This window comes from Streptomyces sp. NPDC001744 (assembly GCF_042892575.1).
GTDB lineage: Bacteria > Actinomycetota > Actinomycetes > Streptomycetales > Streptomycetaceae > Streptomyces.
Window position 1 is genome coordinate 82,096 of sequence record NZ_JBIAUG010000001.1, and the last position, 17,672, is coordinate 99,767.

19 protein-coding genes are annotated in these 17,672 nt (G+C 72.9%); 17 read left to right on the forward strand and 2 right to left on the reverse strand.

What is annotated here, in order from left to right; all coding sequences use genetic code 11:
* Positions 1–59: 59 nt before the first annotated feature.
* From ACFYZY_RS00460 to ACFYZY_RS00485, 6 genes are read left to right on the forward strand one after another with little or no spacing between them, the layout of a single operon-like run.
* Positions 60–1,469: an ATP/GTP-binding protein gene (locus tag ACFYZY_RS00460; RefSeq protein WP_388688767.1), complete on the forward strand. Its 1,410-nt coding sequence runs from the start codon at positions 60–62 to the stop codon at positions 1,467–1,469.
* Complete coding sequence (locus ACFYZY_RS00465) at positions 1,466–3,232, forward strand: type IV secretory system conjugative DNA transfer family protein (RefSeq protein ID WP_388687992.1); 1,767 nt, start codon at positions 1,466–1,468, stop codon at positions 3,230–3,232. Before ACFYZY_RS00460 ends, ACFYZY_RS00465 begins: the two co-directional genes overlap by 4 nt.
* Positions 3,229–3,621 (forward strand): DUF4913 domain-containing protein, encoded by a 393-nt coding sequence (locus tag ACFYZY_RS00470; RefSeq protein WP_388687994.1) that lies wholly within the window; start codon positions 3,229–3,231, stop codon positions 3,619–3,621. Before ACFYZY_RS00465 ends, ACFYZY_RS00470 begins: the two co-directional genes overlap by 4 nt.
* A 22-nt stretch (positions 3,622–3,643) precedes the next feature.
* On the forward strand, positions 3,644–5,044 hold the full coding sequence (locus ACFYZY_RS00475; RefSeq protein WP_388687997.1) for a hypothetical protein: 1,401 nt from the start codon (positions 3,644–3,646) through the stop codon (positions 5,042–5,044).
* Between the two features lie 28 nt (positions 5,045–5,072).
* Entirely contained in the window at positions 5,073–5,513 is a 441-nt protein-coding gene (locus tag ACFYZY_RS00480) for a hypothetical protein (RefSeq protein WP_388688000.1), read from the forward strand.
* Positions 5,510–6,604, forward strand: a complete 1,095-nt coding sequence (locus ACFYZY_RS00485; protein WP_388688002.1) for a bifunctional 5,10-methylenetetrahydrofolate dehydrogenase/5,10-methenyltetrahydrofolate cyclohydrolase — start codon at positions 5,510–5,512, stop codon at positions 6,602–6,604. Before ACFYZY_RS00480 ends, ACFYZY_RS00485 begins: the two co-directional genes overlap by 4 nt.
* A 1,310-nt stretch (positions 6,605–7,914) precedes the next feature.
* Here the strand turns inward: ACFYZY_RS00485 and ACFYZY_RS00490 are convergent.
* Positions 7,915–8,352 (reverse strand): helix-turn-helix domain-containing protein, encoded by a 438-nt coding sequence (locus ACFYZY_RS00490; RefSeq protein ID WP_388688004.1) that lies wholly within the window; start codon positions 8,350–8,352, stop codon positions 7,915–7,917.
* A gap of 208 nt (positions 8,353–8,560) precedes the next feature.
* On the opposite strand from ACFYZY_RS00490, the gene ACFYZY_RS00495 reads away from it, so the two are divergent.
* The 3 genes from ACFYZY_RS00495 to ACFYZY_RS00505 all read left to right on the forward strand — a co-directional run bounded on the left by ACFYZY_RS00495 (position 8,561) and on the right by ACFYZY_RS00505 (position 10,176).
* Complete coding sequence (locus tag ACFYZY_RS00495; protein ID WP_388688007.1) at positions 8,561–8,857, forward strand: WhiB family transcriptional regulator; 297 nt, start codon at positions 8,561–8,563, stop codon at positions 8,855–8,857.
* Positions 8,858–9,253: 396 nt separating this feature from the next.
* Entirely contained in the window at positions 9,254–9,970 is a 717-nt protein-coding gene (locus ACFYZY_RS00500) for a hypothetical protein (RefSeq protein ID WP_388688769.1), read from the forward strand.
* Complete coding sequence (locus tag ACFYZY_RS00505; protein WP_388688009.1) at positions 9,967–10,176, forward strand: hypothetical protein; 210 nt, start codon at positions 9,967–9,969, stop codon at positions 10,174–10,176. Before ACFYZY_RS00500 ends, ACFYZY_RS00505 begins: the two co-directional genes overlap by 4 nt.
* 133 nt (positions 10,177–10,309) lie before the next feature.
* Here ACFYZY_RS00505 and ACFYZY_RS00510 read toward each other — a convergent pair whose 3' ends face one another.
* Positions 10,310–10,600 (reverse strand): hypothetical protein, encoded by a 291-nt coding sequence (locus ACFYZY_RS00510; protein ID WP_388688011.1) that lies wholly within the window; start codon positions 10,598–10,600, stop codon positions 10,310–10,312.
* A gap of 359 nt (positions 10,601–10,959) precedes the next feature.
* Between ACFYZY_RS00510 and ACFYZY_RS00515 the strand changes: the two genes are divergently transcribed.
* The 8 genes from ACFYZY_RS00515 to ACFYZY_RS00550 all read left to right on the forward strand — a co-directional run bounded on the left by ACFYZY_RS00515 (position 10,960) and on the right by ACFYZY_RS00550 (position 17,628).
* The gene (locus ACFYZY_RS00515) at positions 10,960–11,364 is read left to right on the forward strand and encodes a hypothetical protein (RefSeq protein ID WP_383440659.1); all 405 of its coding nucleotides are present in this window, start codon (positions 10,960–10,962) and stop codon (positions 11,362–11,364) included.
* A gap of 190 nt (positions 11,365–11,554) precedes the next feature.
* A complete protein-coding gene (locus ACFYZY_RS00520; RefSeq protein ID WP_388688014.1) occupies positions 11,555–12,160 on the forward strand; it encodes a phage tail protein in 606 nt (201 codons plus the stop codon).
* A gap of 103 nt (positions 12,161–12,263) precedes the next feature.
* Positions 12,264–12,554 (forward strand): hypothetical protein, encoded by a 291-nt coding sequence (locus tag ACFYZY_RS00525; RefSeq protein WP_388688016.1) that lies wholly within the window; start codon positions 12,264–12,266, stop codon positions 12,552–12,554.
* 65 nt (positions 12,555–12,619) lie between these two features.
* The gene (locus ACFYZY_RS00530) at positions 12,620–12,958 is read left to right on the forward strand and encodes a hypothetical protein (RefSeq protein WP_388688019.1); all 339 of its coding nucleotides are present in this window, start codon (positions 12,620–12,622) and stop codon (positions 12,956–12,958) included.
* A 319-nt stretch (positions 12,959–13,277) separates the two neighbouring features.
* The gene (locus tag ACFYZY_RS00535; RefSeq protein ID WP_388688021.1) at positions 13,278–14,018 is read left to right on the forward strand and encodes a hypothetical protein; all 741 of its coding nucleotides are present in this window, start codon (positions 13,278–13,280) and stop codon (positions 14,016–14,018) included.
* A 24-nt stretch (positions 14,019–14,042) separates the two neighbouring features.
* Positions 14,043–15,242 carry a phage tail protein gene (locus ACFYZY_RS00540; RefSeq protein ID WP_388688022.1) on the forward strand — a complete coding sequence of 400 codons (1,200 nt, stop codon included), beginning with the start codon at positions 14,043–14,045 and terminating at the stop codon, positions 15,240–15,242.
* Entirely contained in the window at positions 15,239–16,543 is a 1,305-nt protein-coding gene (locus ACFYZY_RS00545) for a tape-measure protein (protein WP_388688024.1), read from the forward strand. Before ACFYZY_RS00540 ends, ACFYZY_RS00545 begins: the two co-directional genes overlap by 4 nt.
* Positions 16,544–16,692: 149 nt before the next feature.
* Positions 16,693–17,628 (forward strand): phage distal tail protein, encoded by a 936-nt coding sequence (locus tag ACFYZY_RS00550; RefSeq protein WP_388688026.1) that lies wholly within the window; start codon positions 16,693–16,695, stop codon positions 17,626–17,628.
* The last annotated feature ends 44 nt before the right edge of the window (positions 17,629–17,672 follow it).

Consider the following 17,672-nt stretch of genomic DNA (forward strand, 5'->3'; position numbering starts at 1 on the left):
GGGTCCCGGTCGCGCCCGCGCGGGGCTGGCCCGGCCCCGGCGGCGGCCAGGTCGCCCATGTGGACCCGCCCTCGATGTGGCGCGCCACCACGGTCCAGGCGTGCGGCCTGTGGCCGTTCGCGGCCGGTTCCGGGGCGCCGATGACCGGGGTCCCGCTCGGCCAGCACCTGCACACCGGTGCGACGGTCTGCGGCGACCCGATCTCCTGGTTCACCCGGGCCCGGTACATCTCGAACCCGTCCCTGTTCATGCTCGGCATGCCCGGACTCGGCAAGTCCACGCTGGTCAACCGCATGCTGATCGGCATGACGGCCACCGGGGTGGTCCCCCTGGTCCTGGGCGACCTGAAGCCCGACTACGCGGACACCGTGCGGGCCCTGGGCGGCCAGGTGATCTCCATCGGCCGGGGCGTCGGCGGCATCAACGTCCTCGACCCCGGGGCCATGGGCGAGGCGGCGGAACGCATCGGCGGAGAGGCCGGCCGCGTCCTGCTGGCCGAGGCCCACGGCCGCGTCCTGAACATGGTGGCCGCGCTCATCACCATCATGCGCGGGCGCCCCATGGACGACCACGAGCAGTCGGTCCTCTCGGCCTGCCTGCACCACCTGAGGGAGCGGTCCACGCCCGGCCGCCCGCCCCTCCTGCCCGATCTGCTGAGGGTGCTGGACGAGGGCCCCGACCGGGTCCGCGCGGTCACCCTGGACCGGGGCGACCAGCAGCGGTACCAGAAGGCCGTGGACCCCCTGCACCGCTCGCTCATCGGCGTGCTGGACGGTCCGCTGGGCGACACCTTCGCCTCGGAGACCTCCACCCGCATCAACCCCAACGCGCCCGCCGTGTGCGTGGACATCTCCCGCATCGGCGAGGCGGACACCCAGCTGACCGCGGCGGCGATGCTCGCCGCCTGGTCCGACGGGCTCGGCACGGTCGCCGCCGCCCACGCGCTCGCGGACGCCGGACTGGCCCCGCAGCGCTGGTTCTTCACCGTCCTCGACGAGCTGTGGCGGCCGCTGCGCGCCGCCTCCGGCATCGTGGAGCGCATCGACGCGCTCACCCGCCTGAACCGCTCGCTCGGACTCGGCGACGCCAAGATCACCCACACCCTGAAGGACGCCGAGGCGCTGGGCAGCGAGGCCGACCGGGCCAAGGCCCGCGGCTTCGTCGAGCGCGCCGGCATGGTGGTCTGCGCCGGTCTGCCCCGTACCGAGATGGAGGATCTCGGCAAGGTGATCGGCATGTCCCAGCGGGAGATCGAACTGGTCTCCTCCTGGTCGTCGCCGCCCGGCTGGGCGAACCCGGACGTGAGCTCCGAGCCGCCCGGCCGGGGCCGTTTCCTGATCAAGGTGGGCGGCCGTCCCGGCATCCCCATCAAGGTCGCCATCACCGAGACGGAGCGCAACCTGCACAACACCAACACGCGGTGGGCGGGGCGGGACATGCCCCTGCCGCGTTCCGGGGAGCACCGATGACGAACCGTCAGTCCCGGGGCGGCGCCACCTCCGCCGAGGACTACCTGCCCTGGCTGATCGTGGGCGTCGCCGCCCTCGTCTTCCTCGGCTTCCTCGGCGTGTGGCTGGGCGGAACGCTCGGCGCCGTCGCGTCCGGGGCGGGCTGGAACCCGCCCCCGTTCGGCCTGCGGACGCTCTCCTCCCTGGTGGAAAACGGCCCGGCCGCGCTCTGGCCGGACGCCCCGCGGGCCGCCGTGTTCGCGGGCATCGCGGTGACGGCCGGGCTGCTGACCGGCCTGGCCGTCGTCCTCGTCCTGCTGGTCCGCAAGCGGGGCGGCGGGCGCACCCCGGGCCTCGCCGGCCGCAAGGAACTCGCCGCGATGCTCCCCAAGGGGGCCGCGGCCCGCGCCCTCCAGCTCCGTCCCGGCCTGAAGAAGCTGACGGGCGGCAGGCTCACCCCCGACGACACCGGCAACCTCCTCGGCAACCTGGAACCGAACGGCCCCGAGCTGCGCTCCAGTTACGAGGACGTGGAACTGGACCTGATGGCGCCGCGCGCCGGAAAGTCCACCGGCATCGCCGTCCCCCGCGTCCTGCGCGCCCGCGGCAGCGTCCTGCTGACCTCCAACAAGTCCGACGTCTTCGCCGCGACCCGGGCCGAACGCGAACGGGTCGGCCAGGTGTGGACGTTCGACCCCCAGGGCATCGCGCACTCCCCCCGGGCCCTCTGGTGGGACATGCTCGCCGACGCCCGCGACATCGAGGGGGCCCGGCGGCTGGCCGGGCACTTCGTCGGCGCGGTCAACGACGACGCCTCCAAGCGGGACTTCTGGATCTCCGCCGCCCAGAACACCCTGACGGCCCTCTTCCACGCCGCGGCCAAGGGCGGACGGCAGATCGACGAGGTCCTCGGCTGGCTCGCCGACCCCGCCGACCGCACCCCGATCGACCTGCTGCGCGACGCGGGCATGCCCGCCCTCGCCGAACAGCTCCGGGGCACGATCCAGGGAGCGGTCGAGACCCGGGACGGCATCTACGAGACGGCCCGCCAGTGCGTGAGCTGCCTGCTCGATCCCCGGATCGCCGCCTGGGTGTCCCCCGACCCGGTCCTGCCGGAGTTCCGCCCGGACCACCACGTGCTGGGCACCGGCACCCTGTACCTGCTGTCCAAGGACGGCGGCGGCTCGGCGGCGGGCGTCATCGCCGCCGTCGCCGACTCCGTCCTGCGCGCCGGGGTCCGCGCCGCCGAGCGGATGGGCGGCCGGCTGGAACCGCCGATGACCGCGATCCTCGACGAGGCCGCCAACGTCTGCCGGATCTCCGACCTGCCCGATCTGTACTCGCACCTCGGTTCGCGCGGCATCAACATCGTGACCCTGCTCCAGAGCTACCGGCAGGGCTCCCGCGTGTGGGGCGAGGCCGGCATGGACGCCCTGTGGGGCGCGGCGACCATCAAGCTCCTCGGCGCGGGCCTCGACGACGCGGACTTCGTGGAGAAGGTCTCCCGGCTGGTCGGCGAGCACGACGTGCGCACCGTGAGCCACTCCCGGAGCAAGGACGGCCGGACCCGCTCCACCTCGTACCGGCTGGAGCGCATCCTTCCCGCCGACCGCATCCGGGCCCTGCCCAAGGGCACGGCCCTGCTCCTGGCCACCGGTGTCCGTCCCGCCCTGATCCGGCTGCGCCCCTGGTACGCGGAGCCGGGCGCCGAACGCATCCAGGCCGCCGCGACGGCGGAGCTGCGGGCCATCACCGCCCGTGCCGCGAAGGAGGTGTCCCGGTGAGCGCCCCCGCCGGACCGGCCGGGTCCGACCCGGCGGCTCCCCCGTTCATCCTCTACCTCGACGGCGAGGAGTACGACGAGGAGCTGCGCTCCCTGGTGACCTGGGTGCACGCGCTCCTGCTGCCCGTCTACGGCCGGGAGGTCACCTCCGGCGAGCCCTGGTGCCCCCGCTGGTGGGAACACCTGGAGGCGGTGGCCCGGCTGCACGGCCTGTGGCTCGCCTGGCAGGAACTCACCGACCCGGCGGCCGGCCCGAGCGGGCCCGCGCTGTGGCACCGCGACCACCTGGGGGCGGTCATGCACGAACTCCGCAGCCCTTCCGGACCGTTCGCGGGGTGCAAGCCGGGCGCCCACAGGCCCAAGGCCGTGCCGGTGGTCGAAGCGTTCTGAACCGAGAGAGGCAGTGACAGTGATGCGCACGCGAAAGGCCGTGGCGGGGACCGTCCTGGCCGGGATGCTCCTGGCCGGATGCGCGGGGATCGGCGAGCCGGCGTCCCCGGGGAAGAAGGGGGACGACGGGAAGAAGACGACCGCCGCGCCGTCGGCCTCCCCGACTCCGGCGGGCCCCTCGGTCCTCCTCACCGTCCCGCCCGCCTACAGCGCCGACCGGGGCTGGGAGCAGCCGCTCTCCTGGATGCCGGCGAAGTACTCCTCGAAGCCGCCGGTGGCCGTGGCCCCCCGGAGCGACACGATCGCCTACGTGAACACCACGGAGGGCGGTTACGTCGTCCAGGTCCGGGAGGCGTCGACCGGCAAGGTCCGCTTCACCAGCAGGCCGTGGGAGCCGCCCACCCCCCTGGGGGAGGCCGGCAAGAGTTCCCACGAGGGCGACAAGGTGGAGCTGCCCTCGGTCTCGACCACCTTCCAGGACGGCCGCGAGTACGTCGTGCTGTGGGCCCACGGCATGCTGGGCGGGGACGCCCTCACCAAGGGCAAGGAGATCGTCCGCCTCCTGGTCCACCCGGTGGACGCCTCCGGCCCGGCCGTGGCGCCGGTGCGGCAGATCGACGTCCCCGTGGAGGTGTACGGGCCGAACTCCGAGGGCGGGAAGGGCGAGGACGACCTGCGCGTCGAGGACGTCGGCGGCGGGCTCCAGGTCCACTGGGACGGCACGAGGAAGGGCGCCGTCGCCGTGGACGTGACGAGCGGCACGATCGACGCGTGCGCGGACGCCTGCGCCGAAGGCGTCGGGCGGGTCAGGACCGCCAAGGGCTGGGTCGTGTCCGGGCACGGCCTCGGCCTCGTGGAGATGCCCGGCGCGTGGCACATCCAGGACGACGCCCCGTCGGGCGTCCGGTCCACGATGGACAAGCTCTCCATGGACGGCCAGTACATGGCGGCCGTCGGCGGGCATCTCCTCACCCGGTGGCGCACCGAGGCCGGGGGCACCTTCTCCACTCCCCTCGTCGCCGTGCACAACGCCGCCACGGGCAAGCTGGAGACGAGCATCGTCTGCGAGAACCCCCGTACGGGCGAGGCCGTCTCCTCCCCCAACGGCCGCTTCGTCGCCGCCGGCACCGTCGCCTTCGACCTCCAGCGCCGCCACGGCGCCTGCCTGGACGCCGGCGAGAGCCGCAAGGCCGACGTGTCCGTCCGGGCGATCACCGACGACGGGATCGCGTACGGGGAGGTCGCCGCGCGGATCGGGGAGGAACCCGGCGCGGCCGAGGCCGACCTGTCCTCGGGCGACGGCACGCCTCGCGCCCTTCCCGCCGGCACCCGCGTGCCCGAGTGGGCCCTGCGGGACACCGGGGTGTTCCTGACGCCCCAGCCGGTGAACGGCCTGCTCATCTCCGTTCTCAAGCGCAAGTGACGGTCCCGATCCCTTTTTGGAGAAGTACGTGTCCCTTCCCCGGATCACCCAGATCCTCCACTGGCGGCACCGGCTCAACGGCGAGGCGTTCTCCCTGCTGCGCGCCGTGTACGACCCGAGCACCGGCCGGGCCGTGGCCGTCGTCTCCGAGCTGGCCGACAGCCCGGCCCAGGGAATCACCTACAACTTCGCCGATGTCGCCAACGCGGCCCTCCCCCTGCTCCGCGCGCACCTGAGTCCCCACCTCACCTCCCTGCTGTGGATCGCTCACTTCGGGGACTTCTCCTCCTACGACCCCGGTGGTCCCGAGATCTTCACCGCGATCACCCTGAAGGTCACGGAGCACGGGTACCAGGACGACGACCAGGGCGACCGGAGACTGAGCGCGGAAGAGGTCACCCGCCTGTTCCACGGCATCCCCCTGGACCCGGTGCCCGAGGTGCTGGCCGGCCTGGAGCCCTCGGCGTGACGGAGCTGGTGTCGGGCCGGGACGTACTGCGGCAGGCCCGCGAGCTGTACGCGCCCTACCGGCCCGCCGTCGAGCCGACCGGGATGCGGGTGGCGGTCATCCGCTTCACCCCGGCGGACAACGACCCGCCGGACTGGCGCGTCCGCCTGGAGGCGTCCCGGATCTCCGCCGAGCAGAAGATCAAGAGCTTCGAACACCTCGGCTTCCGGGCCGACCACGTCGTCCTGCCGCCCGGCGTCGGCCGTGGTGACTTCCGCCAGGTCCTGGAGGGCTACAACGCGGACCCGGACACACGTGCGATCATCGTGCAGTTCCCGCCGCCGCGCGATCTCGCTCCCCTCGTCGACGGCATGGACCCGGCCAAGGACATCGACGCCCTGCTCAAGGGCCGCTCCCCCTACCCCGCCTGTGCCACCGCCGAAGGCATCTACCGGGTCGCGGAACCCTTCGCGACCGACCACCCCACCATCGCCGTGGTCGGCAGCAAGGGGTTCGTCGGACAGGGAGTCGTCAACATGCTCCGGGCCGGCGGACACGACCCGATGACCCTCGACTACGGCGACAGACTGGAACAGGTCCGCGACGCCGACATCGTCATATCCGTCACCGGCAACCCCGGCATCCTCACCCCCGACCACATCCGGCCCCACCACCGCGTCGTCATCGACTCCGGCTTCGTCCCCCAGGCGGACGGCAGCGTCCGCGGCGACATACGGGCCGAGGCGTACCACATCCCCCAGAACATCACCCCCGTACCCGGCGGCATCGGCCCCGTCGAAATGGCCACCCTCATGGAACGAGTGGTCCGCCAGGAAGTCGACCCGAACGTCACCTCCTGGAAGGTCACCCCCGGCCCCTACCTCGACCGGGCGCAGTTCGCGACCGCCACCAGCACCGCCACCGCCTCCACCACCGCGACGGCCACCACGCCCTCCATCGCCGCCGCCGCCCGCCTGCGCGGCACCGCCGCACCCGCGACCGGCACCCCTTCGGCCCCCGGCCCCCAGGCCACGGCCCCCCGGGTCCCCGGCCAGCAGACAACCCCCCGGCCCCACCTCCCGCCCCAGGGAGGCGGCGGCCCGGCCCGCTGATCCCCGTTCTCCGGGGGACGACGGGACGGCCGCCGGCGGAGGCCCCGGCCGGGCGGGGCCGAACGCCCCGCTCAGACGGTGTCGTCGTCGGACGCGGACGACGACGCCGAAGGCCGTCCGGCCGCCGGCCCGCGGCGGGGCCTGCGCGGTCCGGCGAGCTTCGGAATGCTCGGGATCGTGGGCACCTTGGACCTCCGGCTCTTGGGAACGAAGCCGGGCGGGGGCGGGGTGCGCGGAGGACGGGCGGAGGGCGAGGAGGCGGCCCCGGGAGACTCCGGGGCCTCCGGGGACTCCGCGGACGCCGAAGACCCCCCGGGCGCCGAAGACTCCCCGGACGCGGAAGGACTTTCGGATCCCGAGGGGTCGCGGGGTCCCGGAACCACCGGCCCCGCACCGTCCTCCGGGGGCTCCGGGGGCTCCGGGGACTCCGGGGCGGCCTCCGCCGCGTCCGGGTCCCCCGGGCCGCCCTCCCCCGCCCCGGCACCCGGTCGCCGCGTACCGGCGGCCCCGTCCGCACCGGTGTCGGACGCAGCCCCCGCGACGGCGTCCGGACCGGCATCGGCGTCGGCCGGCCGGTCGGGCTCCTCGGGCGGTTCGTCGGGAGCCGCCAGGATCTCCTCGGGCGCGTTCGCCGCCTGGTCCGCCGCCGTCGGCCGCTTCTGCGGGAAGGGGATGACGGACGCCTCCCCGGACATGCGCCGCACGAGACGCAGCGCGCGGGTACGCGTCAGCCGCGCCTCCTCCGGCGTGGGCCCGGCGTGGGCGGTGGCGTCGCGCCACCCGTTCGCGTAGGCGCGGAACTCACGGCGCTCGACCTCCTCGCGGAGCAGGACGGCGATCTCGTCGGGGGCGTGGTCCTCCAGCAGCCTGACGAGTAAGGCGAGGAGACCGGGGATGTCACCCGGGGAGTCCGTATCCCCCGGGGCCCCCGGAGCCGAAGTCCCCGGAGAGCCCGAAGGCCCCGGGGGCCTGGCGGAGCCACCGTCGCCCGGTGGGTGTTCCTCACCGCACGCGGGGTCCGGCGCGTCGCCGCCGGTGGCGTCGTTCCCGCCGCCGGAGGGCAGGGACCTCTCCTTGCCCTCGGTCATGCGTTTTTCTCTCTCGCGTCCCATCGCTGCCGATCCCGCCCGTGGCGTCGAAGGCAGACTGCGGCCACCTGCTCGGCCCGCGTGACATCGGCGTGTGCGACTCCTGGGGCGTAACTGGTACAGGTGTGCGGGCGTCAGGCCGTGACAGTTTACTGGGACACGGGGAAGACGCCCGCTCCGGACGCCTTCCCCCGCGCGAAAGGCCGCTCGGGCGGCACGGGTTCAATCCTTGGCGAGCGACTCGCGCCGGGCCGGCAGCGCGTCCAGGAACTGGCCCGCGACCTTGATGAACATCTCCCGCTGCGCCGCCGGCACCCCGAGTCCGGCGGCGGCCTCCTCCAGGGTCAGCCGGCGTCCCCCGACACCGGGCTGAACCGTCTCGGCGGCCTGCGGCAGCGGCAGGTCGTCCTCGGTGAGCCGACCGGATCTGATGAGCATGTCCCGCACCGGCACGTCCAGGACGTGCGCGAGACGACGGGTCGTCTCCAGGTCCGGCATGCTCTGCCGCTGCAGCAGCCGGGTGATGGCCGCGCGGTGCACCCCCGCTTCGTCCGCGAGCCGGGACTTGCCCCCTCCGCGGGGACTGTCGATGTCGAAGCCGCGGCGGCGAATCAATTCCTCGATCCAGGCGGCGAACGGTTCCAGGTCACTGGCGGTCATCACTGGTCGCCTCCCTCCAAAGCGATGTCCAGCTTATCGCGATTGCGCGCAAGGAATTACGTGCTCCTGCGCACGCACAGTGTTGATTTCGCAAAGGTGAGGAGACGGGAACGTTGCGCGCGAGCGCGCAATATGCCATCGTGCGTGTTCGCAACTACGGCTCGGACCGCGCGAACGGACCGGCCGCCGCCCGAGACAGGAGTTCCGCATGCCGTCCGCAACCGCCCTGCCGCTGTCCGAGATCGTGGAGTTCTTCGGCTGGCGCGCCGCCGCCGCATGCTCCGGACTGCCCCCGCACGTGGTCTTCAGCAAGCGGGAGAAAGAGGCCCTGCCTGCGCTGATGGCGTGCGAGCGGTGTCCGGTCGTACGGCGGTGCGAGGAGGCCGTCGCCCCGGCGGAGAGCTTCTTCGACGGGGTGAGCGCCGGCCGTCTCTGGCGCAACGGCCGACCGGCCGGGCGCGGGAGGGGGCGGCCGGGCACCCCCGGACCGCACGCCGCGCCCTGAGACCGCCCCCTTCCTCTTGTTGCGCCCACGCGCGCATCTCGTCGGGCGCCCGCCGGACGCGTGCGCGTCGAGCGCCTTCCGGCGTATCCGGGACCACGCCGGAGGCCAGCCCCGTTCCGCACGTGACGTAGGGGCTCCTCGTACGGGGTCCCGATCCGGCCGCGTGAAGTCCCCGTACCCGACCGGCACTTCGCCCCGCCCCCGCTCCTTCCCCCTCCGCCGTACCCGCCCCACCTGGAGACCCTCTTGTCCACGCCGGCCGCGTCCTCACCCCAGCCCCCGCCCTCGACCGCGACTCCGTCCGCCCCCGCCCCCTCCGCCCCCGCCCCCTCCGGGCCGGCCGTCCCCGGACCGGCCGTCTCCCCCGAGAAGACCGTCCGCGACGCGGCCCTCTGGATCGAGGCCCTCCTCAAGCAGTTCCCCGAACTGCTGACCGAGCTCGCGCCGGGCCGCCCGTCCGCGTCCGCCACGGGCGAGCGGCGCGCCCCCTCCCCCGAGACCGACCGGCGCATCCGCGAGGAGCGCCGGGACTCGCTGCTCGCGCAGCAGCGGCACGGCACGCCCGTCCCCGGTTACTCGGCCGCTCCGCTGCGGCTCCACGTCTCCGACGCCATCCGCGACATCACCGACGGCGTCGTCGAGCTGGACGAGGCCGTCCACGACAAGCTGGGCCTCGGCCGCCCGCGCCACGCGCGGGTGCCCCAGCGGCTGGCGCGGATCGCGGGGTTCCTCCCCCGGGTCGCCGCCCACCCGGAACTCGCCGCGCACGTACGGGACGAGTCCCGGCGCATGGCCCGCCGCAGCGCCCGTGTCCTCGGCGACTCCGAGACGATGGTGCGGGTCGGCGGCCGCTGCCCGTGGTGCGATTCGGTCTCCCTGCGCGCCTTCCCGGCCCGCCGGGCGGTGCTGTGCGTGAACCCGGCCTGCCGCTGCGCCGGCGAGGAGTGCGACTGCCGCACGGACCCCGCCTACCGGCACGTGTGGCACGAGGGCGACTGGGAGGCCCTGGCGCGTGCCGCCGGGGCGGACCCCGACGAGATCGGCGTGTCGATGGACGAGTCCGCCGACGCCCGCACCGCACCCGCCCGTTCGGACGAAGGAGGACGCCGATGACCGTCATCGCCGCCGACACCCTGATCAACGGCGCCCTCGCGGCCACGGAGGCCGGCGTGGTGCCCGCCACGATCCGCAAGTGGGTCCAGCTGGGCCACCTGGTACCGGCCGGCCGGCGGGGCCGGGCGCTGCTCTACCGGCTGGAGGACGTGTTCGCCGCGGAGCGCGCCACCCGGCGCAGGCCCGCGGCGGACCCGGCGACCTGAGAGCGGGGACAACAGAGCACGGCAGTACGGCACCACGGCAGAACACCGGAAGACACGGAAGACACGGAAGACACGGAAGAGGCGGTCGCCCCGAGGGGCGGCCGCCTCTTCCGTCTGCCGTGCGGTCCTGACGTCACGGTCCTCCGTCCCCTTCCGGTCGCATGGGCACCACGCGCGCGCCGTCGGGGTCGGGGCGGGGCGCTCCGACGTGGGCGACCGCCTCCTGCCAGCCGCTGGAGAACCCGCGGATCTCCGCCTCGACCGCGATCCGCGCGCCGACCTTGCCCACCACGGCGGAGAGGGTCCGGGCCACGTCCCCGGTGTACGTACCGGCCTCTCCCGCCTCCGCCGCGACCTCGACGGCGGCCGCGACCACCTCGGTCAGCCGTTCATGGGCACTGCCGACACCCCCGACCACACGCACCTGCCGTTCCCTGTCCGCACAACGCGCTGACATCGACTCACGCACCAATCGAATCTGTGTTCGAAGTATCGAGGGTAACGCGCCGTGGCGGTGCGTCACCAGTCCAAACACTCGTGCCCCGATCGGGCTCGCACGAACTAGTTGCGCGCTCGCGCGATCTCGTTCACAATGGGTGCAGCGGCGGAGCTGTGCCCGCATCCCTCCAGGGACCGGCTCCCCGCCTCCGCGTCCGGGCGGTGTCCGCAAGGCCCCGCGCGCCGGGACCGCGGGCTCCCCCCGGCCCGCTCCGTCGCGCCGAGCGCGCCGCGGGCACCGCCCGGACGCCGTCAGCCCCGTACGAACAGGAGTGATTCCCCGTCATGAGCTCAGCCCCGAGCACCTTCCCCGACGTGGAGGCCATCGTCGTGGACCTCCTCTCCGACCGTCCGGAGCTGGCGGGCGCGGTCGTCGACGAGACGCCGCCGGCCGGTTTCGACGGCACCCAGCGGGCCGTGATCGTCTCCCGCCGCGGCGGCGCCTGGATCGACGACCTGCACGTCGACCGGCCGATGATCGAGCTGGAGGTGTACGGCCCCGACAAGACGGCCGCGCACGTCCTCGCCAACGCGGCCCGCGCGGTGCTGCTCCAGAGCGCCGGCACGGCCTTCGGCACGTCGGTCATCACCGACGTCGCGGAGGCGGACGGCCCGCGCTGGCTGCCCGACTACGTCTACACCGCCGCGAACCGCTACCTCTGCGTGATCCAGCTCTCCGTCCGGACCTGACCCGGCGCCCGGGTCCTTCCGCGTCCGCCGGGCGGACGCGTACGGGACCGCGCCGGCACGCACCGCCCCCGTACGGGCCGGACCCTCCGCCCCGTACCCCACAGACCAGGCTCCGCCGATCCCGGCGGGGCCTTTGCCGTACCCACGGCAGCCCACCGATGCACCACCCATTCCCCTGAAGGAGCACCACATGGCAGGCAACTCCGCTTCCGAGATCCGCGTCGCAGGCACCGGACGCGTCCTGGTCGCCCCCCTCGGCGCGCCCCTCCCGACCACCTTCTCCGCCAACCCCTCCACCGACTGGGGCACCGGCTGGGTGGACCTCGGGTACACGTCGACCGACGGCGTGACCTTCTCCAAGAAGGACAAGCTCGACCCGGTCGAGACGTGGCAGTCGATCAGCCCGGCCCGGTTCGTCTACTCGGACCGCGACCTGACGCTGAAGTTCTCGATGCTGCAGTTCAACGAGGACACGCTGCCGTTCTTCATGGGCGGCAGCAAGACCGACATCACCCCCGGCGGCACCGGCAACCCGGGCGTCTTCACCTTCGACGTCCCGGACGGCCCGACCTTCGACGAGCGCGCGCTCGGCCTGGAGTTCACCGACGGCAAGGAGGTGACGTACCGCTTCGTCATCCCGCGCGGCCAGGTCACGGCCACCGACGACATCAAGCTCGCCCGCAAGGCGGCCGCGTCGCTCGGCGTCACCTTCACCGCGCTGTCCTCCGGGGACGGCGAGCCGCTGGCCACCTTCGTCATGAAGGACCCGGCGTACGCGGCGGCCGCCGGCGCCTAGGCACCACCCGTGCCGGGGCGGGGGCCCACCGCCCCCGCCCCGGCGCACCGCTCTCCCCCCGCACCACCCTTCACAGCTGCGTCCCAGAGATACGGAGACACCCATGGCATCGTTCAACGTCAACGCCGCCCGCGCCCAGCGCCTGGAGGCCCTCGGCCGGACCTGGTCGTTCGAGCTGGACGGCGACACCTTCGAGCTTCCGACCGAGCTCACCCGCGGCGCGGCCGGAGGGCTGAAGAACCTCGACGACAACGACGTCGACGGGCTGCTCCTGCTGCTGATGGGCGAGGAGCAGTTCGCGCGCTTCGAGAAGCACGAGGTCACCATGCAGGACATCGCCGCCGTCCTGGAGGCGTACGGCAAGGAGACCGGGCTCGGCCTGGGGGAAGACTGAGCCTCGACGAGTTCGTCACCGAACACGCCGAGGCCCTCGAAGCCGACCTGCTCCGGCACTACGGAGTGGACCTGCTGGACTGGCACCGCGGCCGGCTCTCCTCCCGCCGGCTCGCGATCCTCGTGAAGCACATGCCCCAGGACAGCGCCGTCTGCAGGGAACGGGACGGCGAGGCGGCGGAGTGGTCGGTCACCGACTACCTCCTGGCCGCCGTGGTCGACCACATGGCGGCGGCGAACTGGATGTTCGCCTCCGTCCATTCGGACGAGGACTCCGACCCGCCGGAGCAGCCGGTTCCGGTGCCCAGGCCGGGCGACCGCGAGCGCGAGGAGGAGGCGGAGCGGTCGGCGCCGGAGGCGGCGGGCGTCCCGGACCCGGCGGAGCTGGGGCGCTTCTTCTCGTGAGTCACGGCCGGTGCGCACCGCCGGCCCGGCGTCCCCTCCGGCCGTCGGGAGGAGCACCGGGCGACGGTGCGGCGGTCCGGGTCGGCACCGGGGCGGGCAGCCGGGTCCGTCACGGGGGCCGGCGCCCGCCCGCCGCTGCGGCGGCTTCGGCCCCCGGCGACCTTTTGTCCGCAGTGCGCGGAGCCTTCCCGACCCGCCGTGCGGCGCGCCCGGTGGCTCCGGAACACCTCGACCTCGCGGTGGGGAGCACCAGAAGAACTCGCGCCGGTTCGGAAGCCGTGCGAGCACCGTGCCGCAGCGATCCCACAGGAGACCTCGGATGGGAAACCCCAACCCCAGAAAAACCATAAAAGAAGTCGACGACGCTCTCTACGCCATGGAAGAGGCGTCCAAGGACCCCTACAAGCAATTCCGGGAATCCTTCAGCGGGATTACCAGGTCCTTCAACCAGCTCAGTACCACGCAGAACGCCATCAGCTCGACCGTCAACGGGATCAGCTCGACCGTCAACGGGATCACCGTCACCCACAACACCTTCAGCTCCACGGTCAACAAGTACAGCAAGACGGTCAACGACCTGAGCGTGACCGTCAACAACATGAGCGTCACCCTTTCCAAGATCAGCGGCACCGCCTCCTTCGCGTCGCTCACCGCGACCGGAGTCGCCGCGAGCCTCACCGCGCTGACCGTGGGCCTCTCGGTGTTCAAGGTCGACGAAAAAGGAATCACCATTCTCGGCGCCACCCGGGAATTCAAGTGGACCAACAAGCTGATCGACAAGCTGCAGAAGAAGATCGAAAGCAAGAAACAGAAGGAGGCGCGTCGGGACAAGGAGATCGACGCGGCCATTCTGGAGAACCTCAGGCGGGACGTCGACAAGATCAAGGCCGCGCTCAGGTCCGTGTCGCAGGCGACGAGCGGTCAAAGAGCGGCGGAGGCCAGGCGCCCCGGCCCCACTCCCCGCGGAATCGACGACGCAAGCCCCACCACGAGAGGCGTCTCCTCCGAGGTCCGCGTGCTGCGTGCCGCCGTCAACGAGCTCTCCGCCGCCTTCGCCTAACCGCGCACACCTCAAGGAGTCGCCATGTCGCTCGCTTCAGCGGCAACACGGGCCTCGGGCTCACTGAAACAGTTCAAGACCCAGGCGGACGCCTCGGCCCGGGCGGCCCAGAGCATCGGTCAGGGAGCCCGTACCGGGCAGAGCGGGCTCACCGGGCTGCGGTCCGCCGCCCAGGGTTCCGCCCGTGAACTCACCAACCTCAAGTCCGCCGCCGACAAGGCCGACAAGTCCCTCGCGAAGGCCGGGAAGACCGGCACGACCAGCGGCGGCCAGATCGGCAACTTCAAGAAGGGCGCCGACAACGCCTCCAAGGGCATGGGCGGCCTCAACAAGTCCATGAAGGGCAACTTCATCGCCCGGCTCATGGAACTGTTCATGCCGCTCATCGAGAAGGTGGTCGAGATGGCCACCCGCTCGAAGACCATGCAGAAGGTCCTCAAGGTCGCCTTCGACGCCATCAAGAAGGTCATCACCGCCGTCATGAAGGCCATCGGGCCGATCATGAAGGCGGCCGGCAAGCTGATCAAGACGGTCTGGGACGGCATCAAGAAGGCCGTCACGGTCGTCGTGAACGCCGTCTCCAAGGTCATCTCGACCACGTTCAACGCCATCAAGAAGGTCATCACCTCGGTGATGAACGGCGTGAAGTCGGTGATCTCCGGTGTCTGGAACGGCATCAAGAAGATCATCATGCCGATCGTCAACTGGATCAAGGACGTCGTCCCGAAGGCGTTCAGCGCCGTCAAGGAGAAGCTCTCCAGCATCTGGGGCGGCCTCAAGGACATCGCCGGCCGGGCGTTCGACAAGATCAAGGGCGCCGTGAAGGGCCCCATCAACGCCGTCATCGGCCTGATCAACGGCGCGATCGGCAAGCTCAACGGCATCAAGGTCTCGATCCCGGGCTGGGTCCCCTTCGTCGGCGGCAAGACCTTCGGCGTCAGCATCCCGAAGATCCCGCAGCTCGCCCAGGGCGGCGTCGTCCAGCCGCGTCGCGGCGGCGTCCACGCCATCGTCGCCGAGGCCGGCGAGGCCGAGGCCGTCCTGCCGCTGTCCAAGCTCGACCGGCTGCTGCGCCACACCGCCCGGGCGGCCAGGGCCCGGTCGGTCAACTCCGGCGCGGGCGCCGCGCACGGCTTCCAGATCGAGAACTACTACGAGGCGTCCTCCAGCGACCTGCGGGAGACCGCCTCCGCGCTGCTGTTCCTGTCGAAGGCGCGCGGATGAGTGCCGCGCCCGCCCTTCCCGCGAACGCCCTCTCCGCGGACGTCCTCCGGACCGAGCTGCGGAACCTCACCCGCGCGCTCACGTCGTTCCGCGCCCAGGTCACACCGGCCGTCCGGGCGGCACGCGCCCTGCGCGGCGTCCCGGCCCGGATCACCGGCGCGCTCGACGGCGTCCGTTCCGACGCCTCCTCCGCCACCGCCCAGCTGCGGCAGATCCGCGGCCGTGCCGACGGCGCGGGCACGTCCCTCACCAGGACCGGCCGCACGGCCGGCACCGCCGCGAACGGCATCAGGAACGGCGGCTCGAAGACCAGGGGCGTGGTGGGAGGGCTCGTCACGCTCGTGGCGGGTGCCGCCGGATTCGACAGCATCGCCGGTCTCCTCGGCCAGTTCATCGGCCCCGTGTCCCAGGTCATGACCGTGCTCGGCATCGGCCTCGGTGCCGCCGCGGCCGCCATGACCGCCGCCAACGTCGCCATGCGGGCCAACCCGCTCGGCTTCCTGGCCGGGATCATCGTGCCGGTCGTGGCCGCCCTCGTCGAGTACGCCATGAACACCGAGACCGGCCAGAAGATCATGAAACAGGTCTTCGACCACGTCCTGAAGGTCTTCCAGCAGATCCTGAAGTTCCTCGGCCCCGTCGTCACCTTCTACGGCACGATCATCGGCACCTACTTCAAGGCCATGGGCGTCGTCATGACGACCGTCGTCGAGGTCGTGGGCGCCGCCGTCTCCGGGGACTTCGGCAAGGCCAAGGGATCGATCACCCGGGCCACCGAGGCGCTCAGCGCCCTCGTCCGGCGGCCCTGGAACGCGTTCAGGACCGTCATCCAGCCCGTCCTGGACTGGATCACCGGCAAGATCCCCGGCATGTTCACCCGGGTGAAGGACGCCACCGCCGGGACCCTCGGCGGCATGGGCGACTTCGTCTCCACCGGCCTGCAGATGCTCGCCGGGGTCATCACCGGCCCCGTCAAGGGCCTGATCGCCTTCGCCAACTGGGTCATCGACGGACTCAACAGCCTCAGCGGCGAGTTCCTGGGCAAGAAGTTCGGCGTCAAGCTCGACAAGATCCCGCAGCTCGCCGAGGGCGGTGTCGTCGATCCCTCGCGGGACGGCGCCTCCGCCGTACGGCCCCTGTCCTCCCTCGACCGGCTCCGGCCCGCCGAAGCGGGACGGCGCACCGGCGGCACCCCCGACCCCTCGGACCGCGCCCGCCTGCGCGCCTACCACGAGCCGGAGGGGCGCAGCCCCCTCGCGGTCGCCGAGGACCTGCTGTTCCTGCACCGGACCGCGGCCTGAGCCCGGACCGGTCCGGCCCGGAACACCACCGCACACCCCCGCCCCCGCACCGGACCACGCCACACCACCGCGGACCCCCGCCCCCGCACCGGACCGCGGCCCGCGCCCGGCCTGGACGCGGCCTGACGAAAGTGAGGTGACGGCCCGTCATGGCCGAGACCACCACCGCGTACACCGACGAGACCGCACCCGGCTCACTGATCACCCGCGACGGGCAGATCCAGTGGGCCGGCCTGCTGATGGGTCCGGGCACGCCGTACCAGATCGACCGCACCGGCATCACCGGCTGGGACGACCTGCCCACCCTCGACACCGGCGACGTGCCCCGCCCCGACCAGCACGGCGCCTGGCCCGGCGCCGTCTGGGCGCAGCCGCGGCTCGTCACCGCCACCGTCTGGCTGGTGCCGCCCACCGCGGCACGGGCGCTGGACACCGGCCTCGCCTTCCGCGCCGCGACCGGCCCCGAGGGCGGCGAGCGCTGGCTGGCCGTGCGGCTGCACGGCGAGACCCTCGCCGTACGGGCCCGGGTCAGCCGCCGCGTCGTCCCCCAGGACCGCGCCTTCGTCCGCCAGGGCCTGGGCAAGGCGAGCCTGCAGTGGACGGCGACCGACCCGCGGCGCCTGAGCCCCGCCCTGCGCGAGGGCCGGGCGACCCTGCCGGTCAGCGAACCCGGGCTCGTCTGGCAGGACGAGACCGGCGGCGGACTCACCTGGCCGCTGAGCTGGGGCGGCGACGCCGAGTCCGGCAGCTTCAGCGCGGTCAACGAGGGCGGTGCCGCCGCCCACCCCGTGATCGAGTTCCGGGGCCCCGTCCGCCGCCCGTCGCTGACCCGGCTCGGCGACGGACGCCAGCTCCAGTACGACATCGTCCTCGGCGCGGGCGACGTCCTCACCGTCGACACCGAGGCGGGGACCGTGCTGCTCAACGGCACCGCGTCCCGGCTCTACACGGCGACGCCCGCGTCCGCCCCGGAGCAGCTGTTCCGGCTGGAGCCCGGCCGGACCGCGCTCGCCTTCCGCTCCGACGACGCCACCCCCGACCCGAGGGCCTCGGTGACCGTGCGCTGGCGCGACTCCCACTGGTGACCGGTCCCGGCGCCTGCTCCCCTCCCCCGACTTCCCACCACGCA

What these genes read in the sequence shown, in the direction of transcription:
- ACFYZY_RS00490 (WP_388688004.1), bottom strand. Translation starts at nt 8,352, where the DNA reads ATGACCGCCAGTGACCTGGAACCGTTCGCCGCCTGGATCGAGGAATTG.
- ACFYZY_RS00545 (WP_388688024.1), top strand. Translation starts at nt 15,239, where the DNA reads ATGAGTGCCGCGCCCGCCCTTCCCGCGAACGCCCTCTCCGCGGACGTC.
- ACFYZY_RS00535 (WP_388688021.1), top strand. Translation starts at nt 13,278, where the DNA reads ATGGGAAACCCCAACCCCAGAAAAACCATAAAAGAAGTCGACGACGCT.
- ACFYZY_RS00520 (WP_388688014.1), top strand. Translation starts at nt 11,555, where the DNA reads ATGGCAGGCAACTCCGCTTCCGAGATCCGCGTCGCAGGCACCGGACGC.
- ACFYZY_RS00515 (WP_383440659.1), top strand. Translation starts at nt 10,960, where the DNA reads ATGAGCTCAGCCCCGAGCACCTTCCCCGACGTGGAGGCCATCGTCGTG.
- ACFYZY_RS00550 (WP_388688026.1), top strand. Translation starts at nt 16,693, where the DNA reads ATGGCCGAGACCACCACCGCGTACACCGACGAGACCGCACCCGGCTCA.
- ACFYZY_RS00495 (WP_388688007.1), top strand. Translation starts at nt 8,561, where the DNA reads ATGCCGTCCGCAACCGCCCTGCCGCTGTCCGAGATCGTGGAGTTCTTC.
- ACFYZY_RS00465 (WP_388687992.1), top strand. Translation starts at nt 1,466, where the DNA reads ATGACGAACCGTCAGTCCCGGGGCGGCGCCACCTCCGCCGAGGACTAC.
- ACFYZY_RS00475 (WP_388687997.1), top strand. Translation starts at nt 3,644, where the DNA reads ATGCGCACGCGAAAGGCCGTGGCGGGGACCGTCCTGGCCGGGATGCTC.
- ACFYZY_RS00505 (WP_388688009.1), top strand. Translation starts at nt 9,967, where the DNA reads ATGACCGTCATCGCCGCCGACACCCTGATCAACGGCGCCCTCGCGGCC.
- ACFYZY_RS00540 (WP_388688022.1), top strand. Translation starts at nt 14,043, where the DNA reads ATGTCGCTCGCTTCAGCGGCAACACGGGCCTCGGGCTCACTGAAACAG.
- ACFYZY_RS00525 (WP_388688016.1), top strand. Translation starts at nt 12,264, where the DNA reads ATGGCATCGTTCAACGTCAACGCCGCCCGCGCCCAGCGCCTGGAGGCC.